This window comes from Exiguobacterium sp. UBA6282 (genome assembly GCF_002440475.1).
Taxonomy (GTDB): Bacteria; Bacillota; Bacilli; order Exiguobacteriales; family Exiguobacteriaceae; genus Exiguobacterium_A.
The window spans coordinates 70,569-88,166 of the sequence record NZ_DJUM01000031.1 but is presented as its reverse complement, the minus strand read 5'-3'; the positions used below and the strand labels follow the sequence as shown (position 1 = coordinate 88,166).

The window sequence follows — 17,598 nt, the reverse complement described above, 5'->3', positions numbered from 1 at the left end:
GAGATGACCGCTCCATTTCCGCAAGAACCGTTGCCCAGATAACCGGTATGTCCAGAAGCTAAAGAACGGTTGGAGTAAAGAAAGCACGAGACTAGTCAGCAGTACGGTGATACTAGATTGGTCAAACCGGATGTGATGTAGCGGGAAACAGAGTAGATGTAAGCCGGCCGTTAATAAGAAAATCCGCACGAAGTGATACCGAACAGAATACCGCTTCATTCGGACGATTGCTCCAGGAACCAGTTTGAAGAAGAGACGGTCCGCTGGTTCGAACCAAGCGTAAAAGGCGGGCAGGAATCCATATAGAATCCATCCGAGTAAAATCCAAGCGATCGGAACCGTTTGAACCCAGTCCGCTTGACCACTTAAGATCTGAACCGTCTCATAGATGATGAACAGACCGACTGGAACGACAAGATACAGCAAGATCGTCCAGTCGAAGATTTCTCGAAAGAAGCGACGCTGTTCCGCGTGACGTCGACGGATCCGTTGCTTCAGAAAGGTTTCAATCATGCTCGAGCACCATCGCTTCCATGATGTCGAATAAGCGGGCACCTGGCTGACCAGCGGCTTCACCGATTTGAGCGAGCGTTCCTTGATGTTTGATACGTCCCTGATCAATCCAGACGAAATCGTCACAAAGCCGTTCCGCTGAATCGAGGACATGAGTGACGAGCAGAATCGCCACGCCACGCGTTCGTTCTGCTTCAAGTAAATGCAACAACCGAATCGTTGCGACCGCGTCGAGACCAACGAACGGTTCATCGATGATCAAGCAGTCTGCGCGTTGCATCAAGGCACAGACGAGCATCACCTTCTGTTTCATTCCTTTAGAGAAAGAGGATACATAGTCACCTGTGACAGCATGCAGTTCGAATGTCTTTAAGAGTCGTTCCGTGTAAGCGTGATCTGTCTCGTGAAGTGAGGCGACCAGCTCAAGGTGCTCGGCGAGCGTCAAATATTCGTAATAGGTCGGCTGTTCCGGAATATAGGCGAGTGAGGCCGGTAAATCGATCTCTCCTTCGACCCATGGCAGCGTACCGAACATGGCTTGAATCGTCGTACTTTTTCCTGCACCGTTCGTACCGATCAAACCGGTGATGGATCCAGGCTGTAAAGCAAACGCGATCTCTTGTAAGACGGGCTGACCGACGTCATAACCAGCTTGGTGAATGGATACATGCATATGAAACATCTCCTTTCACTACATCTACTGATATAAGGAGGAAAATGTTTCACAGTCACAGAAATCAGCAGAACCGTAGTAAAAAATGTAACAGGTTAAAAATAGCAAATGGGCTATAATGGAAATATCAATTTTAGAGGATGAGCGTGATGCAAACAGTCGAACGAATTTATTTCCGAGAGTCCGGCATGGGAAGAGGACAGACGTTTTGGTGGGACCGTACAAGTCAGACAGTTCGTGCGGAAGATGAGGAAGAAGTATTAGCCCCATGGATTCCACATGGATTAATTTTACCTGACGAAATGGATCCGTTACTTATAAAACTGACGGAAGAGGATATCTATCTAATCGACATGTGGTCAGATTTGTTCGATGCCGAGAAATGGCGGGAGTACTCGAATCCTGAAAGCCTTACGATTATGGACGGAACGGATTGGGAAATGCATGTGACGACAGAACACGGCACAGAAAAAGTGTCACACTCAAACGTGTTTCCACCTGGATGGTGGATGATTCGGGAACTGCTATACGGTTATTATGATGCCGGGAGTAACCGAAAAGACGAAGAAGGGGAGGATGAACGATGAAACGAGCCCTATTGTATCTGATTCCGTTTGCGTGGCTTGGACCTTACCTCGACTGGAAAGAGGGTTCAATACTAGGATATGTCTTATTTTTGTTTGGACTTGGTGCTTTATCGTATTCCCTTGCGCGGAGGGGGAAACCGAAATACATCGTCATCGGTAACATAGTTTCATTTGCGATTTCGTACGGGATTGCACTCAGTGTAGGAGAAGGATATGGCGAAGGATACTTCAATCCATTGACAGTCAATCAACTGGTTCTTGGAGTGAGTGTCTTGAATCTGGTCGTGCAAATACCGATTATGATGAATGTGATTCAAAACAAAGTGATGAAAAAGGAGTTAGAGGGACATGACGGATGAGAGCCAACAATTACTTGATGTAATTCAGCGAATCCTAGAACGACAATCGCCACTCGACTTAATTGATATCTACCAGCGTTTCAGGCAAGCAGAGCATTTGGATCTATCACGCTTTACATCAGAGGCAGGACTCGAGGCACGCATCCGGAAATTGATTTACCTGCATGCGAGTGAGTGTGAATTGTATAGGGGAGAGCAGGACCTTTTTTACAGTGAGACCGGAAAAGGAACAGGACGCTGGGGACTGCGATAAAAAAACGCTACGCAGCGAGTGCGTAGCGATTAGATCACACGAGTCCTAAAATCTCGACTTCAACTAATGCACCTTTTGGTAGTTCCTTAACCGCAATACAAGACCGAGCCGGGAAGTGATCGTGCGGTGCGAAGTAATCGGAGTAGATCGTATTAAAAGAAGCGAAGTGTTCCATGCTCGTTAAGTAGCATGTCGTCTTGACGACGCGGTCAGGTGTCAGTCCTGCTTCTTTCAGGATGGCATCGACGTTTCGCATGACTTGTTCCGTCTGCTCCGTGATTCCGCCTGGTACAAGTTCACCTGTTGCCGGATCAATCGGGATTTGACCGGAAGCATAGAGTGTTCCGTTCGCGATAAAGCCTTGCGAGTAAGGACCGATCGCAGCAGGGGCGTTCGTTGTGTCAATCTGTTTGAATGTAGACATGAAAAGAACCTCCTCTTATAAAATACATATGTACGACACCGAGTGATTCGACTCGGAGATCCCTCAACCCTTCAAAGGAGTGAATTGATATGCCACTTTATCATAAATTAGTTCGAGACACGATTCCAAACATCATCGACCAAAACGGGAAAAAAGCGACGTTCCGAACGCTGAACGAAAATGAATTCCTAGTGGAAGCCAAAAAGAAGTTGCATGAAGAACTCACTGAATACGAGGAAGCGACGACGGACGCAGATGCTGTCGAGGAATTAGCCGATTTACTGGAGCTGATCCAGGTGTTAGCGAAAACGCATGGCGTGACAGTCGAGGAACTGGAAGCCGTCCGAGCGAAGAAACAGCAACAACGAGGCGGCTTCGAAGAACGCCTCTACCTGATCGAGGTCGAGGATTGATCCCGGAAGCGAAGCTGACGACGCATCATTTATATGACTCACTCGTCGAGGCCATTGATCAGGCAGAGGAAGTCTATATCGTCGCAGCGTTTGCTCAGAAGTCAGGCGTCGCCTTGCTCGTCCCGGCATTTCGTCGTGCCTTGCAACGAGGAGCCGAGATTCGGCTGTTGATTGGCGACTATCTACATATCACCGATCCAGAAGCATTGGCGCAGTTGCTTGCGCTTGATGGGTTGTCAGTTCGCTTTTATCGGTCAGGTGGACGCTCTTTCCATCCGAAAGCGTATCTGTTTCGAAACGCAGAGACTGGCTTATCAATCGTCGGTTCGTCGAACATCTCGAACAGTGCGCTTCGGTCCGGTATTGAATGGAACGTTCATCTACCGCAAGCTGTCGCTCCACAGATCCTTGATGATGCGATTGATGCCTTCATGGATCTTTATCTCAGTGAATCGGCAGAAGAACTGAATCCGGTTGTCTTAGAAACCTATCGTCAAGAGTACGCGGCACGTCAATATGTCGCGGAACCAGAAGTCGAGTATGACGAAAGAACGGTCGTCGTTTCACAAGAAATCCTGCCACACCGGGTGCAGGAAGAAGCGCTGCACGCGTTACGGGAAACGATGGAAGAAGGACGGACACGGGCGTTGGCAGTGCTTGCGACTGGATTAGGGAAGACCTACCTCAGTGCGTTCTTTGCGGGAGACTTTACACGAGTCCTATTCCTGGCGCATCAAAAAGAACTGTTACTGCAAGCGGAGCGTTCGTTTAAAAAAGTCAATCCGGCGTGGCAGACCGGCTTTTATATCGGCAGTGACCGGACCGTCACGGAGACGACGGAGATCGTCTTCGCTTCCGTCCAGACGTTGGCGCAAAAACGTCACTTGGATCGCTTTGCAACGGACCAGTTTGATCTCATCATTGTCGACGAGTTCCATCACGCGGCAGCGACGAGTTATCGGAAGGTCATCGATCATTTCACGCCCCGTTTCCTGCTTGGTCTGACGGCGACACCAGACCGGATGGACGGTGCGGATGTCTATGCGATCTGTCACCATAACGTTGCGTTCCAGATGCATTTCACAGCAGCGATTGCTGAAGGCTTTTTGACGCCGTTTCATTATTACGGTATTCACGACACGATCGACTATTCCCAGATTCGACGAATCGGTCGGACGTATGATGCGTCGCAGCTCGAGCATCGACAACTTGATCGTGAAGTAGCAGATAATATTTATCATTCGTGGGAGAAACATCGGCAAACGAAGACGATCGGCTTTTGTTCGTCAATTAAGCAGGCGGAATATCTGGCGCAAGTATTCCAGGATAAAGGAAAGACGGCATTTGCACTGACCGGAAAGACGACGAATCGTGCAAAATACATGCAAGCATTCGAGCAAGGCGAAATTGACGTTCTCTTTACTGTCGATCTATTCAACGAAGGTGTCGATATTCCGAAAGTCGATACACTGCTGTTCTGTCGTCCGACGGAATCCGTCGCTATCTACACGCAACAAATCGGACGCGGACTACGATTAGCACAAGACAAATCGCACTGCGTCATCATTGATTTGATCGGGAACTATCGTAACGTCGAGACGAAACTGAAACTGCTCGGGAAGATGAAAGAATCGTTCAAGCGAGGGGAGACAGAACCGATTACGCCACCACCTGGCTGTGTTATTGAGTTCGATACGCGGGCACTAGAGTTGATTCATCGACTCAGGCAACCAAGTCAGCGGAAGTTACGGTTGATCGAGCAGTACGAGCAAATCAAATACGAACTCGGTCGTCGACCATCCTATGTTGAAATCGGAGAGTATGCAGCCGTTCCGCAAGGCTATAAACAGGAGTGGGGTTCTTATGTTGGGTTCTTGAAAGAGCATCAGGAGTTATCAGGCGAAGAGGTCGAAGCGTACGACGCAAATCGTGAATTGATTGAGCAGGTCGAAAAGACGATCATGAACCGGAGCTATAAGATGGTCGTCTTGCTAGCTATGCTTGAGCGGGGAGAAGAGCGTTGGATGGAGCCGATTACGGCCGAAGAAGTAGCACCATTCTTTTATGAGTATTTGCATGCGGAGAAGTATCGGGAATTGAAGGATGCGCAAACGGCAGAGTTAAAAGGAGAATTTAATAAACATAAAATAGAGCGCTTATTAATAAAACAGCCAATGTCTAAAATTGGACCACCATTTGTATATAAAAATTATCATTTATCAGTTTTAGTTTCACTAAAATTTCCAAATGAAATTTTTAAAATAATACAGGGTATAATTAATTATAGATTAATAAATTACTTTTTAAACTGAAGGATAATAAGATAAAATGCAATTATTAAAGTTCTATAAAGTTTTTAATTGTTATGATAAATAAAACGTAATGAGGAGAAAAAATGAATATAAACCCTGAATCAAAACCTATTTCTGAAATATTTTCTATTGAAGGAAAAACAATATATAAAATTCCGATATACCAACGCAATTATTCATGGAATGACAGTAATATCGAATCACTTTACAATGATGTGATCAACGAAGAATCTGGATACTATCTAGGGAATTTACTGGTAACTCCTTCTCAGAATAAAAATGAATTTGATGTTGTAGATGGTCAACAGAGGCTTACAACGATTGCTCTGTTTTTATTAGCGATCTATGAAGAACTAAATAATATCGATGACAAAGACTCTTCAAAAGGACAAAGAGAATCTATTTATTCTTTAAAAACAGATATCAAACGAAAGCTAATAGGTTATGAAAATAAACCTAAATTAAAATTACTTGAACCAGATGCAGGGATTTTCATGAATTATCTTCAAGTGTTTGAAGATAAAGAGAAGGGTAAATTCGGAAATAGAACCTTTGGAAAACGTTATAAATTTATTCAAAGTCTTATAAATATTGATGGTATAAATGATTTGGATGAAATAGAAAATTTTTATAAAAAGTTAAATAACATAGAATTATTAAGAATCACAGTTAACGATTTAACCGATGCTTACTCAGTTTTTATTTCTTTAAATGCTAAAGGACTACCTTTGACACTAATTGATTTATTGAAGTCATATTACCTAAGTGAAGCAGTAAAAGATATTGGAGATAGTATGGCTTTAGAAGAATGGAGTAAGCTGATTCACATTTTTTCTAATGAGAACGGAGAAACAAATATTCCTTCAATAACACAATTTTTCCAAAATAATTATGATACTTTTGAAAGTGATTCTACTTCTTCAATAACTAAACAAGCTTCCCTTAGAAAGTATGAGAAATTATTCAAAGAAAAGAAGTATAAATATATACAGACATTATTAATTAACGCAAAAATTTTCTCTAATATTATTCCTAAAATAAAAAGTAGCGATGAATTATTTTTTAATGAGAATCTCCGAATGAAAATTAAACAATTATCTAAACTTGAAACATCTCCAATATACCCTTTAATGCTATTTTTATTAAAAAAGCTAACTGAGAAAAAAATTTCTGAGAATACATTAACTTCTATTTTTGACTATTTAGTGAGTTACTATGTTCGCAGAAATATTGTGCTAAAACCTAAATCTTCAAACATTCGTGCGAAAGCAATACAGACTGTCCGCCAACTTGAGAAAATCGAAGATAACTTAGATGATATTGCTTTACTAACAATTAAGAATATTTTAAATCCTATAAAAGTAAGCGATGAAGAATTTTTAGTGAGATTAGATGAATCTGTATATGATACTTCACCACAAACAGTTCGATTCATCTTAATAGAAATTGAACGAAGATATGGAAACTTATTTAATAAACAATATAAGGATACATTAGATGATTATGAGAATGGGAAACCTATTTGGACGCTAGAACATGTCTTACCGCAAAATATTGATCTTAAGAAATCATGGAAGCAAATGATTGCTCCAGATAATATANNACACGCTGAAAATCTTCAAAAAGAAAATATGCATAGAATAGGAAACATTACTCTTACTGGTTATAACTCTGAATTGAGTAATAATGATTTTATAGAAAAGCGTGATTATAGGCCAAAAGGATCTCAAGAATATACAGGGTTACGTACCAAACTATTTATAAATAAATCTATCATTACTGATGAATTAACAGGAAATTTAAAAACATCTTGGACCATACAGGATATTGATACTCGCACAAAAAAATTAGCGGATTTAGTGTTAAAAGTTTTTTCTACTGATTAATTCAATTGAATATTTAAGCACAATGAAAAAATATAGCTAGAATAATAATGAGCTTTTAGTGCTATATTTTTTCATTGTTAATTTTTATATGATCTTTAAAAACAGTTATAATAAATATAATGAATTTATAGAGTTTTACTTAATTTCATCGATTTTATACTTTATGTTATTTTTATTGATTTTTTCTAAGATAATATCTTCAACTTTTAAATTCAACTCACTACATAACGTTAACGCATAAATTAATACATCAGCAATTTCTTCTTTAATATTCTCTTTATTCTCTTCCCAAGCTTCTTCACTTGTCTTCCACTGAAAAGCCTCTAGTAACTCAGATGCTTCGATAGATAAAGAAATCGCTAAGTCTTTAGCGTTATGATATTGCCTCCAATTCCGTTCATCCCGAAAGTCATCGACTTTTTTTATTAAAAATTCAATTTCATGCATGAGTCATTCTCCTTTAGCTGTAATAGACGTTTTCGCAATTGCAGATCCGTAGCATAAAGATAAAGTCCTTTTACACCTCGTTTCATTAAAACATTTAATGAGTTTAAAATGATGTCTTCCTTTGCCTGTTCATTTTCTGATTTACTTAAGTCCTGACGCGAAATAAAGGCACCTTTATCCTTATACTGCTTAGGATCAATGACTAGTTGCTGAGTCTCTTCGTCATATTGAATGGAAGGGCCAAGCACAACACCTACATAATTCAAATCAAATCCTTGAATTGTATAGATTGATCCAACTTCATTTATCGTTTCGGGTTGCTCTGCCCACGTTATATTTGAATAGCTACGATTCCAGGGAAGGTTGATGCCATCCTCGTCTACGTAATAGTCAGCACCATCTTTTTTATGAAGATAGTCAAAAGTTGATACCATTCTTGAAAGCCCATATTTTTGATCTTTTTGAAAAATTGCTTGTTTGAATGCTTCAGGATCTTCGAAAATTTGAAAATCATAATTAGAGTCTGATGGTAACGGTAAGATTTCTCGTTCTACAAAACGATTGATCCAATGTAATGTTTCTTGACTAGCTCGCATCCGAAATTGCTTGGATAATCGTAACGTTTTCGTTGCGAAGGGACCGACGATTTCCTGAAGAGTATTACGTCCCCAGTGGCTCTTGATTTTTAACACTTGTTTAGGATCAAAAATTAGAATAGTGACTTTACTACGTGTGATGATTTCGTTCAGCTGATTTTTTTGATGGAAGTTATTATACGTATCTTCTTTTGTTAAGAGGAGGTGTGCTTCATCAATTAGTACAATGTCTACCATCATGTTTTGATTACTTAGTGTGTTTATGAATGGTGTAGGTTTTTGGAATTGTTTTTTCTTCAGGTTCGGTAAGCTTCCCGCAATCGATTTATACGTTTTTAGCATTTCACTATGATTAACAAGTAGGTAATTGTCTGTTTGATAAAGAGCGGAACTTGTATCTTTCGACAGGTCCTGGATTGTATTGAATAAAGAACTAAGCAAAACACTTTTGCCTGTCCCGGCATCTCCTTCAACAATAAATACATGATGTCCTGATTGTGTAATATTTATTTTGCAATATTCTAGTATTGCTTGTTTTACTTCGAGTTGTTGCTCAGACAATTCACGATATGGAGAGAGTTTATATACATCTTTATTGCGTAGGTGTTCAAGTGTTCCTTTAGCAATGCTTTCTTCACGCAATCGTTGCCAAATGTTTTCGAAGACCGTCTCATTAAAAAAGGACTTTTGATAATAATTATGAGTATAGCGAGAGGCTGTTTGACTGACGTTCTGCAACTTATAATGACCGTCAGCAATCAGAAAATTGATCAAATTAGACTCTATGTTATAAGTGGCCGATTGGTTAAACTGCTCGTGTCCAATTAAAATTGTTTGATCAAGTTGTTTACGTCGAGAATCTTTTAAATGGGATTTTAATCTTTGGTTTTTTTGAACCGTTTGCCCTACATATGCTTGTTCTTTAGTTGAATTGTACAATAGGTAAACGATTGGATAATCGTCTATAAAATCCGAATGTGTATTGATTACGTCACTATAAGTAAATTTACGTTTTTCAAAATAAAGATTTTTCACTGTATGAAATCCTCTCAAGGTAATGATACATGATTTGAATCGCATGTAATATAATGTAATTTATATAACTAAATAATACTATAAATTGTAATCTATATAGCATATGAATTTTAAACATGCTATTTAGTCAGGAGGAAAAGAACTAATGACAAAATTATTTATAGTTGAAGGGCTCCCAGGCTCAGGCAAAACAACAACAGCTGAAGCATTGACTCGTCTACTCCAAGAGCAACAAATCAATACGCGTCTTCATATCGAAGGAGACCTCAATCATCCTGCGGATTATGAGAGTGTCGCTTACTTAACGCTTAGTGAATGGGTAGAGTTTCAAAGTAAGTACGCTTCACTCGATGTCTTACGATTTGCTGAGGTGTTCAATGATTATGTGCTTGTATCATATCGTCAGTGGCAGTCAAAACAGAATGTTGCTGAAGCTGCGCTTTCATTTTTGCGAGCACGTGATATCTATGAACTACCGTTCGAGTTACATCAATCACTGATACTAAAGAAGTGGGAAGCGTTCGTTGCTCAAGCTTTGATAGCGAATACAACGTATATTTTTGAATGCTGCTTTTTACAAAATCCATTGACGATGGGGCTCATCAAATACGATCTACCGGAAGCGACGTTACAAGCGTACATCGAACGCATAGCGACAATCATTACGCCGCTACAACCTGTTCTCGTCTATGTTGATCAACAGGATGTAGAGAGAAGCTTCCGTAAAGCATTACAAGAGCGTCCACCAGAATGGGCGGACGGATTCGTATCCTATTACACGGAGCAAGCATATGGTGTGAATCACTCGTTATTAGGAGTGGAAGGGACGATTGCAATCTTAAGGGAACGAAAAGCATTGGAACATCAGTTGTTAAAAACGCTGCCCTTTAGAGTAGAGGTATTTGGAAATGAAGAGTTTTCAGTAAAAGCAAGACAAGCTTGGGTGAAGCAGTTGATTCAGTCGACTGTGCGTTCGACTTCTTTAATTTAAGCGAGAGCTAATAAAGAGGCGATTCTAAGTCAAAGAATCGCCTCTTTATAGTGAGAATGTCTGATCAATAGTGTTTTTATCATAGTTCAATATCCAATGCTTATAATCATCGTAGAGATCACGGATAGCGTCAGGTGTTTCGCCGATCAGGTCACAGCCTCGGTCATCATAGATGTGAAACAGACTCTTTCGTCTCGGATTAAAGAAAAAGGTACGATGGATAAAAGAAGGGCGANNGTACAGGTCAAAGACAATGTGTATGTAGCATAGGGATGCTCTTCCACATATTGCGGTGTACGATCGCACCGCAGGCGATAGCGGAAGGAAGGGGACTTCAAGTACTTCACAAATCCACTATGCACGACCGGTTTCCAACCGCTTGTTCTTTTGTAGGGACTGACCTGCACGATCCATGTGATAAGATCAGATGGAGCATGAATGGCTTCGAATAAGGTTAGGGCTTTTCGATAGGCGGACTCTAGATAATTCGGATCATCTAGACCAACGTTTTTGAGCAATGTTGAATCGCCTAGCTCAAAGCGGATTCCGTTCGCATTGTGATAAAATAAGTTCGGATATAAGACGAGCTGGGGAAAGATCGTATACAGCTCTTGGTGATTCAATAGGAACCCCTCCCTTCAATGTATAATGCGCTACACTTGTTTCTTGAATGAATAATGACCCGGCTTCTAAAAGCCGGATCATTATTCATTAGCCCATACTCGTTTCATGATTAACCTGCCATTGTACGCCAAACGCATCTTCGACAATACCGTAGGCTTCACTCCAAAACGTCTTTTGAATCGGCATGATGATCTTGCCGCCTTCAGCGAGCCGCGCGAACGTTTCGTGCAATAGCTCCACATCGGCTAAGTGAAGGGCTAACGTAATGTTTTGTCCGAACGTCACAGGATCTTGCGGCATCGCGTCTGAGAACATGAGACGTGTGCCATGGACGATAAGCTGCGCATGTAAAATCAGTGTCTGGTGCTCCGGTGGATACGGTTGACCATCCGGTCCAGGACCTGGTCCGAACTCCATGATTTCCGGCATTTCTTCCTGAAACACCTCCTTGTAAAACGTCAACGCTTCACGGGTATTTCCATTAAAGACAAGATACGGATTAATCGGCATGGGAAAGCTCCTTTCAAAAGGGAGAATGTGTTTCTTTTAGTATACCAAACATTTGTTCGTATAAAAAGAGTGGGTTGCTGATTTATTTAGTATAAATGATAACGGTTTCAATTTATCTGATTTTTATAAAAAATAGGTTGCAACTTCCAGAAAGACTTCGTATACTAAATTTATCGAAAGCGCTTTCGGTGAAATGGAGTGAGTAGTATGGGAACAATTTATGATTTAGCGAAGATGACTGGTTTTTCGATCACGACGGTCTCGAAAGCCTTAAATAATTATTCAGATGTCAGTGAAAAGACGAAAGCGAAGATCGTCCAGGCGGCAGCTGAGATGGGATACTTGCCGAATGCGCATGCTCAATCGCTCTCGACAAAACGTTCGTGGACGATTGGTGTCATGTTTTCAGAAGCACATGGTGTCGGCATGATGCATCCGTTCTTTAATGCGATCATTGAAAGCTTCCGGAAAGCAACGGAGCAACAAGGTTATGATCTGATTTTTGCATCACGAAATTTACGTAATCGGGACATGAGTTACTTGGAGCACTTTCGGCACCGAGCAGTTGATGGCATTGTCGTCATCTGTTCGGACCAGTTGGATCTGCACGTTCAAGAATTGATTCAAAGTACGATTCCGATCGTTGTCGTTGATATGTACAGTCCGGATTGTAGCGTCGTCTATTCCGACAATATTACGGGTGGGCGACTAGCCGTCGAGCATCTATATGAATTAGGTCATCGCCGGATTGCGCATATCGCTGGCGATACGACGACGGATGCTGGTGCAGCAAGGATCGAAGGTTATAAACAAGCAATGACTCAGTTCGGTTTGCCGATTCCGGACGGCTATATTGCAAACGGTGGGTTGTTTTCCGGAGAAGAAGGAAAACGGGCGATGCAAGAATTGTTGGTGCTACCGGATCGACCGACTGCTGTCTTTGCGGCAGGGGACCAAATGGCAATCGGCGCTATTGAAGCGATTCATGAAGCTGGCTTACAGATTCCAACAGATATCTCACTCGTAGGCTACGATGATATCGAGATGGCGAAGTATATCACACCGAAGCTGACGACTGTCCGGCAAGATACGGAAACGATTGGTCAGCATGCGGCTTCAGTCTTGATCGAACAAATTGTCGATAAACAGCGGATGACGACACAAGACGTCATTCCCGTCGAGTTGATCGTTCGTCATTCGACAGGTCCTGTACCTGTGTGACGTGCGACGATTTCGGAATCGCTCTCGCTGGTTGTCAGAGAGAAAACGCGAGAGCGATTCCGAAATTATTTTTACGGCAGTTCCGAAAGGGCTTTCGATTATTCTCTTGTCATTTTCGAAAGCGCTTTCGAATTAAAAGATTAAATTGAAACCGCTTACTTAAAAACTATTAAAAAAGGATGGGATGAAATGAAAAAGGCGTTCATTAGTGCAATGACGATTGGTGCCATGACGGCAACTGTCTTAGCGGGATGTACGGGAAGTGGCGAAGACACTACAAGTGGTGGCAAAGAGGTCTTAAAGATCTGGTCGTTTACGGATGAATTAAAAAAACCAATCAAAAAATTTGAAGAAAAGAATGGCGTCAAAGTCGAATTGACGATCGTGCCGATGGCCGACTATCCGACGAAGTTGAAACCAGCTCTTGAAAGTGGCGTCGGGGCACCAGATATCTTCACGGGTGAAATCGCCTTCTTGAAGCAATGGGTCGACGCTGGCTACTGGGCCAATTTATCCGAAAAGCCGTTTAATGCAGATGACGCCGCAAAAGACTATATTCCGTATGTATTTGACATGGGGAAAGATAAAGAAGGAAACGTGCGTGCGCTCTCTTGGCAAACGACGCCAGGAGGCATTTACTACAAACGAAGCATTGCGAAAAAAGTACTCGGAACAGATGACCCGAAAAAAATCGGCGGCATGATGAATTCAATGGATGGGGTGTTTGAAGTCGCCGATAAAATGAAGCAAAAAGGCTATAAAATGTTCCCGGATGAAGGATCGATTCGCTGGTTCGTGCAAGGCAATGATCCACAACCATGGGTCAACGACAAGCAGGAGCTCGTCTTGACCGATGCGCGAAAAGAATATATGGACTACGCAAAAGAACTCCGTACGAAACAATATACGGCCCTTGCACCGGAATGGTCACCATCGTGGTACGCCGGCATGGATAAACCAGTCAAAGTCAAAGAGAATGGCAAGGAAATTCAGACAGAGGTCTTCTCTTATGTGTTACCGACTTGGGGACTGCATAGCGTCTTGAAGGAAAACGTGAAAAAATCCGCAGGAGACTGGGCTGTCACGAGCGGACCGAGTCCTTACTTCTGGGGCGGAACATGGTTAGGCGTCTACAAAGATTCGAAAAAACAAAAACTCGCCTATGATTTCGTCAAAATGATGACGCAGGACGAAGAATTCTTGACAGACTGGGCAAAGGAAACGGGTGACGTCTTAGCATTCAAGCCAGTCACGGATAAAATCAAGACCAACTTTAAAGAAGAGTTCTTGGATGGTCAGAACAACTACGAATTTTTCTTAAAGCAAGCAGACCAAATCAAACCAGGCATCGTCACGAAGTATGATCAACAACTTGACACGCTCTATGGAGCTGCCGTGACAGAGTATGTTCGCGGAAAACAATCGAAGGACGAAGCTCTTACGGAATTCTATAAAAAAGTCAAAAACGCGTACCCTGATGTAAAAGTACCCGAATAACGAGCAGGTGGGGCGCATCCTGCCTCACCTTTTCTCATGGAAGAAAGGAGCTTAACCTGTGAAAAAAATCGATCGCACTGGGTATCTCTTCATCGCACCGTTTTGGATCGTCTTCCTGATCTTCAGTATTTATCCGGTCGCCCTGACATTCTATTACAGCTTTACGAACTATACGGGGGCTGAAGGGGAACAAGTCGTTGGTCTTGCGAACTATACTCGGCTACTGAGTGACAGTTACTTCATCGAAGCGTTCTTTAACACGATCAAGATTTGGGCTGTCAACTTTACCTTACAAATTGGCGGGGCATTGTTGCTTGCATTGCTGTTCTCCGACCTCCAATTGAAATTGAAGGGGCTCGCGTTCTTCCGAGCGACCTTTTATCTGCCGAACTTGATTACGATCAGCTCCGTGGCGTTACTGTTTGGAATCTTGCTCGACTGGCAACATGGCTCGCTCAACATGATGTTGATGAAGATCGGTATTATTTCAGAGCCAATCAACTGGTTGACACAACCTGTTACGGCACAAGTATCTGTCTCGCTCATCCTGACATGGATGTGGCTCGGTCACTCGTTCATCGTCGTCATGGCAGGCGTGTCTGGCATCTCGAAAGATTATTTTGAAGCGGCCTTGATTGACGGAGCGACCCGATGGCAAATTTTTTCTCGAATCACTTTGCCGCTGCTCAAGCCAATCTTATTGTATATCATGATCACCTCACTGATCGGTGGTTTGCAATTGTTCGACCTGCCGATGCTGATCACAGATGGAATTGGGGCGCCGGACGGGGCACTGAATACGATGGTGCTGTATCTCTATAACCAGGCATTCAAATACAACAACTATGGCTATGCTGCAGCTGTCGCTTATGGGTTGTTTGCCATCACTCTTGTTTTTTCAATCATCGTCTTCAAAGGGATGTTCCGAAAAGAACGTTCACCGAAAGGAGCCTGACCGATGGAACGAAATGCAGAAGCACGCCGGCTCGTGCCACAAACGGAAGAACAACCAGAACGCTCGGAGCATCCGCTTCGATTGACGCCGCCTCCAAAACGGAAAAAACCATGGCTTGGAAAAACGATCATTTACCTCGCATTGATTGCCTTGACGATTGCCTGCATCATTCCATTCTTGATGATGATCGTCAACGCAACCCGGTCAAATGAAGAAGTCCTGTCCGGCTTTTCTTTGATCCCGGGCAACTCGCTTTCTGACAACTACGCGGCGTTGAGTTCGTACGTCAATATCTGGTCCGGCTTTAAAAACAGCTTGATCATTGCTGTACTCGTGACCGTCTTGTCGGGATACTTTTCCGCCCTGACCGCATTCGGTTTTGCATTCTATCAATTTAAAGGAAAAAATGTCTTGTTCGTGTTCATGCTGATCATGATGATGATTCCAGGACAGCTCGGATTGATCGGTTTTTATGAGCTCAGCAAAAACTTAGGATTGCTCGATAGCTTCATTCCGCTCATCGTACCGGCTATTGCTAGCCCGTTCACCGTGTTCTTCATCCGGCAGTACGTCCAGACGGTCCTCCATCCCAGTTTGATTGAAGCAGCGCGTATCGATGGAGCAAGCGAATGGCGGATTTTCCATACGATCGCCTTACCGATGATGATGCCCGCGATCGCGACCATGTCGATCTTCACCTTCATCGGTTCGTGGAATAACTACATCATGCCGCTCGTCTTACTCTTCTCACCGGAAAAGTATACGCTCCCGGTCTTGATGGGATTCTTAAAAGGTTCACAAGTCGCAGAGAACTTAGGGTCACTGTATCTCGGCATCGCGATTTCCGTCGTGCCGATCATGATCGCTTTCTTGTTCCTCTCGAAGTATATCGTTAGCAGTATCTCGGCTGGTGCCGTCAAAGAATAATTCGTCAAAGGAGATGACATACATGAAATTTGCACCAAACTTTGTATTCGGAACAGCCACATCGTCGTATCAAATCGAGGGCGCTTACAACGAAGACGGACGGACGCCTTCCATCTGGGATGCGTTTTGCGCAGAAGATGGCAAGGTCTTCAACTGGCAAAACGGTAACGTCGCTTGTGATCATTACCATCGTTATGAAGAGGACATCGCCCATATTAAGAAGCTTGGCGTCGATACGTATCGCTTCTCGATTGCCTGGCCACGGATTTTTCCGCAAAAAGGAATTTATAATCCTGAAGGCATGGCGTTTTATAAGCAGCTTGCAACACGCTTGCGCGAAGAGGGCATTAAGCCGGCTGTCACACTGTATCATTGGGATTTGCCACTCTGGGCGTACGAAGAAGGCGGCTGGGTCAACCGAGAATCGGTCGACTGGTTCCTTGATTTTGCACGGGCATGTTTTACGGAGCTTGACGAAGTCGTCGACTCTTGGATTACGCACAATGAGCCGTGGTGTGCTGGGTTCCTCAGCTATCACATCGGGGAACATGCACCCGGCCATACTGATCTGAACGAAGCCGTTCATGCGGTGCATCATTTGCTCTTATCTCACGGAAAAGCAGTCGAGATGCTGAAGGAAGAGATGAAATCGACGACACCGATCGGCATTACACTCAATCTGGCGCCTAAATATGCAAAGACAAATTCGGTCAATGATCGGTTGGCGATGAATAATGCAGATGGTTATGCGAATCGTTGGTTCCTTGATCCGGTCTTTAAGGGACATTATCCGGTCGACATGATGAATCTTTTCTCAAAATATGTCCATTCGTTTGCTTTCATCCAGGAAGGGGACATGGAAACGATTGCTGTACCGTGTGACTTCCTCGGGATTAATTTCTATAGCCGTAACCTCGTCGAATTCAGCGCAGCAAATGATTTTCTACAAAAAGCTGCGTATTCGGACTACGACAGAACCGCGATGGGCTGGGACATTGCACCGAACGCATTCAAGGACTTAATTCGCCGATTGCGAGCGGAATATACAGATTTACCAATCTATATTACAGAAAACGGAGCCGCATTTGACGATGAGCTGATCGAAGGACGGGTCGCCGACCAAAACCGAATCGATTATGTTGCGCAACACTTGCAAGCAATCTCGGATTTGAACGAAGAAGGCATGAATATTGATGGCTACTACTTATGGTCGCTTCTTGACAACTTCGAGTGGAGCTTCGGTTACGAAAAACGCTTCGGAATCCTTTATGTCGATTTCGAGACACAGGAACGAATTTGGAAAGACAGTGCTCATTGGTATGCGAACGTGATCAAGCGACATAAAGCTACGCTTCCCCAAAGCGTATAAGGAAAA

At 42.9% G+C, this 17,598-nt stretch carries 19 protein-coding genes and 1 pseudogene; 12 read left to right on the top strand and 8 right to left on the bottom strand.

Annotated elements, in window-relative coordinates; all coding sequences use genetic code 11:
• Window positions 1-513: ABC transporter permease (locus B2751_RS09805; protein ID WP_290774527.1), on the bottom strand; the 513-nt coding region annotated here is incomplete at its 3' end.
• Window positions 506-1,186 carry an ABC transporter ATP-binding protein gene (locus tag B2751_RS09800; protein WP_290774525.1) on the bottom strand — a complete coding sequence of 227 codons (681 nt, stop codon included), beginning with the start codon at window positions 1,184-1,186 and terminating at the stop codon, window positions 506-508. The genes B2751_RS09800 and B2751_RS09805, both read right to left, overlap by 8 nt.
• A 149-nt stretch (window positions 1,187-1,335) precedes the next feature.
• Between B2751_RS09800 and B2751_RS09795 the strand changes: the two genes are divergently transcribed.
• The 3 genes from B2751_RS09795 to B2751_RS09785 are packed head-to-tail and all read left to right on the top strand — an operon-like array spanning window position 1,336 to window position 2,385.
• Window positions 1,336-1,773, top strand: coding sequence for a hypothetical protein (locus B2751_RS09795; protein ID WP_290774523.1), 438 nt, complete (start codon window positions 1,336-1,338; stop codon window positions 1,771-1,773).
• Complete coding sequence (locus B2751_RS09790; protein ID WP_290774521.1) at window positions 1,770-2,132, top strand: hypothetical protein; 363 nt, start codon at window positions 1,770-1,772, stop codon at window positions 2,130-2,132. The genes B2751_RS09795 and B2751_RS09790 overlap by 4 nt, the downstream gene beginning before the upstream one ends.
• Window positions 2,122-2,385: a hypothetical protein gene (locus B2751_RS09785; RefSeq protein WP_290774519.1), complete on the top strand. Its 264-nt coding sequence runs from the start codon at window positions 2,122-2,124 to the stop codon at window positions 2,383-2,385. The genes B2751_RS09790 and B2751_RS09785 overlap by 11 nt, the downstream gene beginning before the upstream one ends.
• Window positions 2,386-2,419: 34 nt before the next feature.
• Here the strand turns inward: B2751_RS09785 and B2751_RS09780 are convergent, their stop codons facing one another.
• Window positions 2,420-2,809 carry a RidA family protein gene (locus tag B2751_RS09780; RefSeq protein ID WP_069940214.1) on the bottom strand — a complete coding sequence of 130 codons (390 nt, stop codon included), beginning with the start codon at window positions 2,807-2,809 and terminating at the stop codon, window positions 2,420-2,422.
• 89 nt (window positions 2,810-2,898) lie between these two features.
• Between B2751_RS09780 and B2751_RS09775 the strand changes: the two genes are divergently transcribed.
• The 3 genes from B2751_RS09775 (at window position 2,899) to B2751_RS09765 (ending at window position 7,420) form a co-directional block, all read left to right on the top strand.
• Window positions 2,899-3,222 (top strand): nucleoside triphosphate pyrophosphohydrolase, encoded by a 324-nt coding sequence (locus B2751_RS09775; RefSeq protein ID WP_290774517.1) that lies wholly within the window; start codon window positions 2,899-2,901, stop codon window positions 3,220-3,222.
• Window positions 3,219-5,534: a DEAD/DEAH box helicase family protein gene (locus B2751_RS09770; RefSeq protein WP_290774514.1), complete on the top strand. Its 2,316-nt coding sequence runs from the start codon at window positions 3,219-3,221 to the stop codon at window positions 5,532-5,534. The genes B2751_RS09775 and B2751_RS09770 overlap by 4 nt, the downstream gene beginning before the upstream one ends.
• Before the next feature lie 83 nt (window positions 5,535-5,617).
• Window positions 5,618-7,420 carry a DUF262 domain-containing protein gene (locus B2751_RS09765; protein ID WP_290774510.1) on the top strand — a complete coding sequence of 601 codons (1,803 nt, stop codon included), beginning with the start codon at window positions 5,618-5,620 and terminating at the stop codon, window positions 7,418-7,420.
• A 135-nt stretch (window positions 7,421-7,555) separates the two neighbouring features.
• Here the strand turns inward: B2751_RS09765 and B2751_RS09760 are convergent, their stop codons facing one another.
• Both B2751_RS09760 and B2751_RS09755 read right to left on the bottom strand, forming a co-directional pair.
• On the bottom strand, window positions 7,556-7,867 hold the full coding sequence (locus tag B2751_RS09760) for a nucleotide pyrophosphohydrolase (protein WP_290774508.1): 312 nt from the start codon (window positions 7,865-7,867) through the stop codon (window positions 7,556-7,558).
• Entirely contained in the window at window positions 7,846-9,498 is a 1,653-nt protein-coding gene (locus B2751_RS09755) for a DUF2075 domain-containing protein (RefSeq protein ID WP_290774506.1), read from the bottom strand. Before B2751_RS09755 ends, B2751_RS09760 begins: the two co-directional genes overlap by 22 nt.
• A 145-nt stretch (window positions 9,499-9,643) precedes the next feature.
• On the opposite strand from B2751_RS09755, the gene B2751_RS09750 reads away from it, so the two are divergent.
• Window positions 9,644-10,489, top strand: a complete 846-nt coding sequence (locus B2751_RS09750; RefSeq protein ID WP_290774504.1) for a hypothetical protein — start codon at window positions 9,644-9,646, stop codon at window positions 10,487-10,489.
• Window positions 10,490-10,534: 45 nt separating this feature from the next.
• On the opposite strand, the gene B2751_RS15280 is transcribed toward B2751_RS09750, so the two are convergent.
• The 3 genes and pseudogenes from B2751_RS15280 to B2751_RS09745 all read right to left on the bottom strand — a co-directional run bounded on the left by B2751_RS15280 (window position 10,535) and on the right by B2751_RS09745 (window position 11,623).
• Window positions 10,535-10,795, bottom strand: a complete 261-nt coding sequence (locus B2751_RS15280) for a DUF3885 domain-containing protein (protein ID WP_414655214.1) — start codon at window positions 10,793-10,795, stop codon at window positions 10,535-10,537.
• A pseudogene (locus B2751_RS15320) lies at window positions 10,741-11,112 on the bottom strand (DUF3885 domain-containing protein); the annotation flags it as partial. The pseudogene B2751_RS15320 and the gene B2751_RS15280, both read right to left, overlap by 55 nt.
• Before the next feature lie 88 nt (window positions 11,113-11,200).
• Window positions 11,201-11,623: a VOC family protein gene (locus tag B2751_RS09745; RefSeq protein ID WP_290774502.1), complete on the bottom strand. Its 423-nt coding sequence runs from the start codon at window positions 11,621-11,623 to the stop codon at window positions 11,201-11,203.
• Window positions 11,624-11,830: 207 nt separating this feature from the next.
• Here B2751_RS09745 and B2751_RS09740 point away from each other — a divergent pair, with 207 nt between their 5' ends.
• From B2751_RS09740 to B2751_RS09720, 5 genes are all read left to right on the top strand, one after another.
• Window positions 11,831-12,844 carry a LacI family DNA-binding transcriptional regulator gene (locus B2751_RS09740; protein WP_290774500.1) on the top strand — a complete coding sequence of 338 codons (1,014 nt, stop codon included), beginning with the start codon at window positions 11,831-11,833 and terminating at the stop codon, window positions 12,842-12,844.
• 189 nt (window positions 12,845-13,033) lie between these two features.
• On the top strand, window positions 13,034-14,341 hold the full coding sequence (locus B2751_RS09735; protein ID WP_290774498.1) for an ABC transporter substrate-binding protein: 1,308 nt from the start codon (window positions 13,034-13,036) through the stop codon (window positions 14,339-14,341).
• 58 nt (window positions 14,342-14,399) lie between these two features.
• Complete coding sequence (locus B2751_RS09730; protein WP_035411191.1) at window positions 14,400-15,296, top strand: carbohydrate ABC transporter permease; 897 nt, start codon at window positions 14,400-14,402, stop codon at window positions 15,294-15,296.
• A 3-nt stretch (window positions 15,297-15,299) separates the two neighbouring features.
• Complete coding sequence (locus B2751_RS09725; RefSeq protein WP_290774496.1) at window positions 15,300-16,223, top strand: carbohydrate ABC transporter permease; 924 nt, start codon at window positions 15,300-15,302, stop codon at window positions 16,221-16,223.
• 22 nt (window positions 16,224-16,245) lie between these two features.
• Window positions 16,246-17,592, top strand: a complete 1,347-nt coding sequence (locus tag B2751_RS09720; protein WP_290774494.1) for a GH1 family beta-glucosidase — start codon at window positions 16,246-16,248, stop codon at window positions 17,590-17,592.
• The last annotated feature ends 6 nt before the right edge of the window (window positions 17,593-17,598 follow it).